Annotated in this window: 2 protein-coding genes; both read left to right on the forward strand. The window is 50.1% G+C overall.

Annotated elements, in window-relative coordinates; all coding sequences use genetic code 11:
* Positions 1-229 precede the first annotated feature (229 nt).
* On the forward strand, positions 230-3,166 hold the full coding sequence (locus EYQ01_02330) for a hypothetical protein (protein ID HIE64652.1): 2,937 nt from the start codon (positions 230-232) through the stop codon (positions 3,164-3,166).
* A 188-nt stretch (positions 3,167-3,354) separates the two neighbouring features.
* On the forward strand, positions 3,355-6,957 hold a 3,603-nt coding region (locus EYQ01_02335; GenBank protein HIE64653.1), incomplete at its 3' end, for a hypothetical protein.

Consider the following 6,957-nt stretch of genomic DNA (forward strand, 5'->3'; position numbering starts at 1 on the left):
GGGCCCGTAAGCTCTTCTTCAGAATTGAGGAGAATCAGTAGAATAGATAACAATTAAACCTTAAGCGGCGGTATCACTTGTACAGGTGATATCGCCTTTTTTTTGGGTCGATAGGGTATAATTGCATCGAAAAATTAACTAACAACCGCAAAAAACATTAGAATCTTTTCACTTTACGAACCAATCAATAATTTAGTTTAATAGCATTGATACAAAACGACCCTACGATATGAAGCTACTAAAATTTGCATTCCTTTTTCTCACATTCATTGCCAACTCATACTTGTGTAATGCCTTCGAAGTGATCGAAGGAGAAATTAAAGAAATTACGGGCCCGGACGACATGGACCTTAATCCACAAAATGCAATCATTGCCGTGGATTCGTATGGCAATGGAGATGCCGTCGTCAATGGTGTCGAATTCTACACGGACCGGGACGGACTAGGAGCCCAAACGGCCGGAGAAGGAATGGTCGAAAAGGACGGAGTCAGCATTACTACCATTTCAACCCATTTTATTGATAACTGGTCAAATGGCGGAGGAGGCCCCGCTTTTACCGGTGGGGACGCTGACTCAGCAGCCAACTTAAGTGAAATTATGAGAGACATTCGATGGTCCGCCGCACCCAGCCCGGTAAGCATTGACATCGCTGGACTCGATGCAGGAAGCATCTACAATGTGAAACTGCTCTTTAATGAAGGCGCGGATCGGAACCGTGGATGGGACATTGCCGTGAACGATGAGCTGGTAGTTGATAATATCACTTCAGAAGGAGGAGACGGATTCTGGTCACCCGAAAATTCATTCATTTATTCTGGAGATTTTGCAGCGACAAATGACGGAACCATTGCTATCAGCATGCAGAATAATATTGGAGGAGCCGCACAAGTGGCCGCTGATGGGAACCCTATCCTTCAGGGAATCGTCCTCAGTTCGACTGCCTCGCCAGAAGATGATGATGATGACGGATTACCCGACGCTTGGGAAGAGGCGCTCGTGGACAATCTTGAAGATCTGGACGGTAACGCTTCCGGACCAGGGCCTGGTTCAGGGACCGGAGACTTTGACGGGGACGGGTTAACTGACCTCGATGAGTATGAGGAAACCAAAACCGATCCAACTAAGAAAGACACGGATGAGGATGGGCTCAGTGATGGTGTTGAAACGAATACCGGAACCTATGTGAGTGCCACTAATACCGGAACCAATCCTAAGAAAGCAGACACGGACGGTGACGGCCTCTTGGATGGCGTCGAAACAAATACCGGTAAAGTCGTTAATAATGATGATACGGGAACCGATCCCAACATGGCCGACACGGACGAGGACGGTCACAAGGACGGGCGTGAAATTGATAAGGAAACGGACCCAAGTGATCCTCTTGATTTTCCTGCATTCCTTGGAGAACTGGCCTACATGATCGAGCAGGGTACGGTAGGAAACCAGGATTACACTGGGGCACTTGGAATGGATTTCACCGTTCAGGAACCAATCAGAATTCTGGAGCTCGGGGCATTCGACAGCGGAGCTGACGGACTCAAGAGGCCCATCACCGTGACCATGTGGGCACGCAATGATCAAGGCTCACCCGATTTTGCAGATGATTCAGGTGATGAAATACTCGGGGAAGTTCAGTTCATAGAGGAAAATGATGGAGAACTTCGTGACGCGCACCGGATGATTGAACTCGATGCCGATGTGATACTTGAAGCAGGATCCTACAGCATTGTTGCTAGCGGATACGGTGTCGGTGAACCGAACGGAAATACGGGCACTCCAAACATGAGTGTCAGTAATAATCAGGCGATCACTTTCGTTGGAGGCAGCCGGTTCGGTGATGACGCGATAGCTTGGCCGACAGCAATTGATGGAGGACCCGTTAACCGTTACGCGGCAGGAACGTTCTCCTTTGAAATTATCAGTGATGATGAAGATAACGACGGGCTCCCTGATTTCTGGGAGGAGAAGTACGGTGTTGATGATCCGGAAGGTGACCCGGACAATGATGGGTTGACCAATTTGGAAGAATATGAATTAAGGACCAAGCCAGACAACAAAGACACGGACGGGGACGGACTAGAGGATGGAACCGAAAAGATTGCCGGCCTGAACCCCACCAGTCAGGACACTGACAATGATGGATTAACTGATGGCCAGGAAATTGCACAGGGAACCAATCCAACCAAATCCGACACCGACAACGACGGGATACCTGACGGCCTGGACCTTGATCCACTGGACCCGACCGTGACCATTGATTCTGGAACTAAGGTCTTAGTCGGAAAAGTAACGAGCTTCACTGGACCTGATGATCTGAACTTTGAACCATCAACGGTAGTGATAGCCGTTGACGTTTTTGGCAATACGGACTCGACAATCAATGGAGTACAATTCTTCTCGGACCGGTTAGGTCTAGGTGATAACGTCACTGATGAAGGAGTCGTTGAAAAGGATGGCGTCATCGTCAGAACAATTTCAACTCATTCGATCGATAATTGGTCCAACGGAGGCGGCGGCCCCGCTTTTATCGGAGCAGATGCTGACTCGGTAGCTAACCTGAGTGAAGTCATGCGTGACATCCGCTGGTCCGCTGCGCCGAGCCCCGTGACCATTGAAATGGAAGGACTCATCGCCGGAGGATTATATGAAATTCAGCTCCTCTTCAATGAAGGAGCGGACCGGAACCGAGGATGGGACATTGCTGTCAATGATGAGCTGGTCGTCGATAATATCACTTCTGAAGGATTACAAGATGTCCATACATGGACCAATTCATTAGGTGCCGCATACGTTGCCAACTTCACAGCTACTGAGGATGGAACATTGAACGTTACGATGCAAAATGACATCGGTGGGCTAGCTCAGGTCGCCGCTGATGGTAATCCGATCCTTCAGGGGATCGTTGTTCATCTGGCCATTCCACCTGCTCCCTTTGAGATTACTGATATTTCAGTCTCTGATGGAATACCAACGATCACATTTAATTCGATCCCGAGAACTGTTTATGCAGTTGATTCATTTGAATATAATGAAGATGATCAGACCTATTTCTGGGTAGAATTGGACGATGGGGTTGAATCGAACGGAACAGAAACTTCCTACACTGACGAATTCGTGGATCGCGATCTCAAGATGAACCTGTACAGGATCAGGAAAGTAGAATAATTCAAAATCTATTGATCTTTTTGAGATTCATTGAGGATTTGAGGCCCGTCACTTCCGGCTTCATGCCAACCCACACCCAGAAGATCAATAATTTCCGGTGATGATCCAGGAACAGAAGTAAGGTTTTTTTACTTTACCTGAGGCCGTCTGATCTGGCTTAATTGGTATCAACCTTAACTTCCACAATAATGAAAACACTTCATCTGCTTTTGATTTTATTGATAACCTTAACCGGCAATCATATATGTAACGCCTTCGAAATCATCGAGGGAGAGATAAAAGAAATTACCGGACCAGACGATCTTAATCTAGATCCTCAAAATGCCATCATTGCGGTGGACGTTTTCGGAAACGCCGACTCCATCATTAATGGTGTCGAATTTTATACGGATCGAGATGGCCTAGGGGCCCAAACGGCCGGAGAAGGAATGGTCGAAAAGGACGGGATAAGCATTACTACCACTTCGACACATACTATTGATAACTGGTCAAATGGCGGAGGAGGCCCATCCTTTACCGGAGACGATGCTGACTCGGTAGCTAACCTAAGTGAGGTCATGCGTGACATTCGCTGGTCAGCAGCGCCCAGCCCCGTGACCATTGATATCACCGGACTCAATGCCGGCAGTATCTATAACGTGCAATTACTTTTCAACGAAGGAGCGGACCGGAACCGTGGCTGGGACATCGCCGTGAATGATGAATTAGTGGTCGATAATATTACATCTGAAGGGGGTGACGGTTTCTGGTCACCTGAAAATTCATTTGTTTATTCGGGTAACTTCAGCGCTACAGATGATGGAACCCTTGTTATTATAATGCAGAATCAACTTGGAGGTGAGCCTCCGGTGGCCGCTGATAATAACCCCATACTTCAGGGCATCGTCCTCAACTCAACGACTCCCGCAACTATCATTTCTTTCGTTGGCCCACTCACTGATGATGAGAGTACCGGCATAAGTACTGACAATACCTATACACATACGATAAGTGGTGGTGGAGCCGAAACCGTTAATGGCGTGGAATTTGAATTACTCAACAATAGCACGACCCCGGAAGACTTTTACTGGGATGTGTCTTCGGTCAAAAATCAACTCGACGACAATAATGGCGGCTGGAGTCCAGGAGCTGGCGGAGTCACAGGACCGGGTCTTCAGGCACTGCTAGGCTCATTCACTTTCAATAATGATGGAGCAATAGGCTCTAATCAAAGCTTCACTCTGAACGGGCTCACAGAAGGTCAATACTATGAGCTGCGCCTTTATGCACGCAAATGGGATGACAGTACTCAACGTCAGCAGACCATTGAATTCATTTCGGGCGATATCACGGATACCGTCACTTTCAGTGAGGACCACCCTGAGACTGAGCCCACTAACATGGAATCACGGGATCAGGCCTATTATATCAGTTACAGATACACCGCAGGTGATGATGAGGATCTCATCGTCGAGTTCACCGTGACAGATGATGAGGTTCAGGGAGCCCCAGGAAGCTTTCATATGTATGGCCTCACTAATCAAATTGCAGCCCCACCAAGCGATCTTGATCAGGACGGACTCCCTGACTCATGGGAAGAAGCGCTCGTTGATAACCTTGATGATTTGAACGGTAACGGTGCTGGTCCTGGCCCTGGTTCAGGGACCGGAGACTTTGACGGGGACGGGTTAACGGACATTGATGAGTACGAGGAGACTAAAACTGATCCGACCAAGGCAGATACGGATGAGGACGGCTTAAGTGATGGGGTCGAGACTAATACCGGAACCTATGTGAGTGCGACTAATACCGGGACCGATCCCAAGGAAGCGGACACGGACGATGATGGGTTATTAGATGGAGTTGAAACCAATACCGGAATCTTAGTTGATAATGATGATACCGGAACCGATCCACACAATCGTGACACGGACGGGGACAATTACGGAGACGGTGGTGAAATTGCCGGTGGCACGGACCCGCATGACCCAAACAGTAAGGGAGCGCTTCTGCCTCCTTTCCTTTACGTTGACTTCGAAGAGGAGGCCGAGGACCTGAGCGGGAACGGTTATAACGGAGTAGTGGATGGATTAGTAAGTTTTGATGTAGAGGGGGCCCCTGACGGGCCAACACCAAGAACCGGGGCAAGCTTCACTGGTGGGCACATTGATTTCCCGGACATCGACATGAATTCCATGATCAATACCTTCGAGGACGGCAGTTACACCTTCGCCTGCTGGCTCAAGCCAATCGGTTCTGCCGGTGGTCAGGGCTTCATGTGGGGCCAAACCAACCAGGGCATCCACAACGGAATCCGTAGCGGGGGATTACTTCACAGTGCGCACTGGGGAGCGGACTGGAACGCCAGCACTGTTTTGGTAGCAGAGGAGTGGGTGCACGCAGTATGGACCTATGACGGGGAAGCGGACTCGGCTGCGATTTATTTAAATGGTCAGTTGGATGGCGGACCGATCCCTCAACGTGCGCCTAACGGAGGAGGGACGTTCCTTTTCGGTGCCCGCAACAATGGCACTGAGCAGTATGACGGGGAAGTTGATGACGTGGCGATCTGGCGGGAAGTGCTCCCTGAAGGAATGATTCAGGCGTTGGCGGACGGAGCCAGCCCGATCGGGGCCGGTGGAGCGGGAGCCACGTATTCACAAAACTTTGACGAATATGATGATGGCACCACGGACCTTGATGATGGCTCGATCATCTTCGGTCAGGCCGCATCAGTGCAGGACGGACGTCTGCAATTGACCATTGACCAGCAGGGGCTCGGCTTCTCGAGCTTCTCGGTTCCGGCACTGCCCGGCTCCTCGCAGGGCTTCACCGTGACCTTTGATTACGAGTTGTATGACTCACCCGGCGCCAATGATCCTGCTGACGGATTCTCCTTCAACTACGGTGATGCACCATTGGGTGATCAGGGACAAGCTGAAGAAGGAATGGCCACGCGCCCGGGCGTGACTGAGAATATTTCCTGGGAAGTTGATACCTGGCGTAACGATGACGCTGAGCAAGGCGTGAACATCTCCGGGATTGCAGGAGGAGCAGACCTTGGTGAGCTCGACTTTACTAACGGTATCATTCTTGAGGACGACTCAAGGAAGACCGGAACCATGGAGATTCGCTGGAACCCAACTAACGGGGCTTCCTTCACGACGACCGGACTGACCACCAACGCTGACTTCAGCGAAGTGGACACCGGAGCGTTCGTTGCCAATGACGAACATAACTTTATTATCTCGGCCCGTGTAGGCGGTGCCAACGAGGACCTGTTCATCGACAATCTGGTGATCGCGGTCGCCGGTACTGACGACGCGGACGGGGACGGGTTACCGGATTACTGGGAGGAGAAGTACGGGGTCGATGACCCTGAAGGTGACCCGGACAATGACGGACTCACCAATATTGAAGAGTTTGAGCTAAGGACCAAACCCGACATGGCGGACTCGGACGAGGACGGGCTCACTGACAAGGAAGAGATCGAAGTGCACAATACCAATCCATTGAACCCTGACGCGGACCGTGACGGTCTGCTTGATGGTGAGGAGATTGCTGCCGGAACTGACCCTGAGAATAAGGACACGGACGGTGATGGTATTTCTGACTTCAATGAGATTCAGGACGGAACCGATCCGTTAGTCGTTACTGCAATTGCTTTTGAAACGAATTTGGTATCCTATTGGCCACTGGATTCAGACTTTGATGATGCGAAGGCTGAGAATCATGGCGTTGAGGAAGGTGGCCCGATTGAGTTCCAGACCGGTAAGTTTGATGGAGCCATTTACCTGAACGGTAGCCAGAGC

This window comes from Candidatus Manganitrophaceae bacterium (genome assembly GCA_012960925.1).
Taxonomy (GTDB): Bacteria; Nitrospirota; Nitrospiria; order SBBL01; family JAADHI01; genus DUAG01.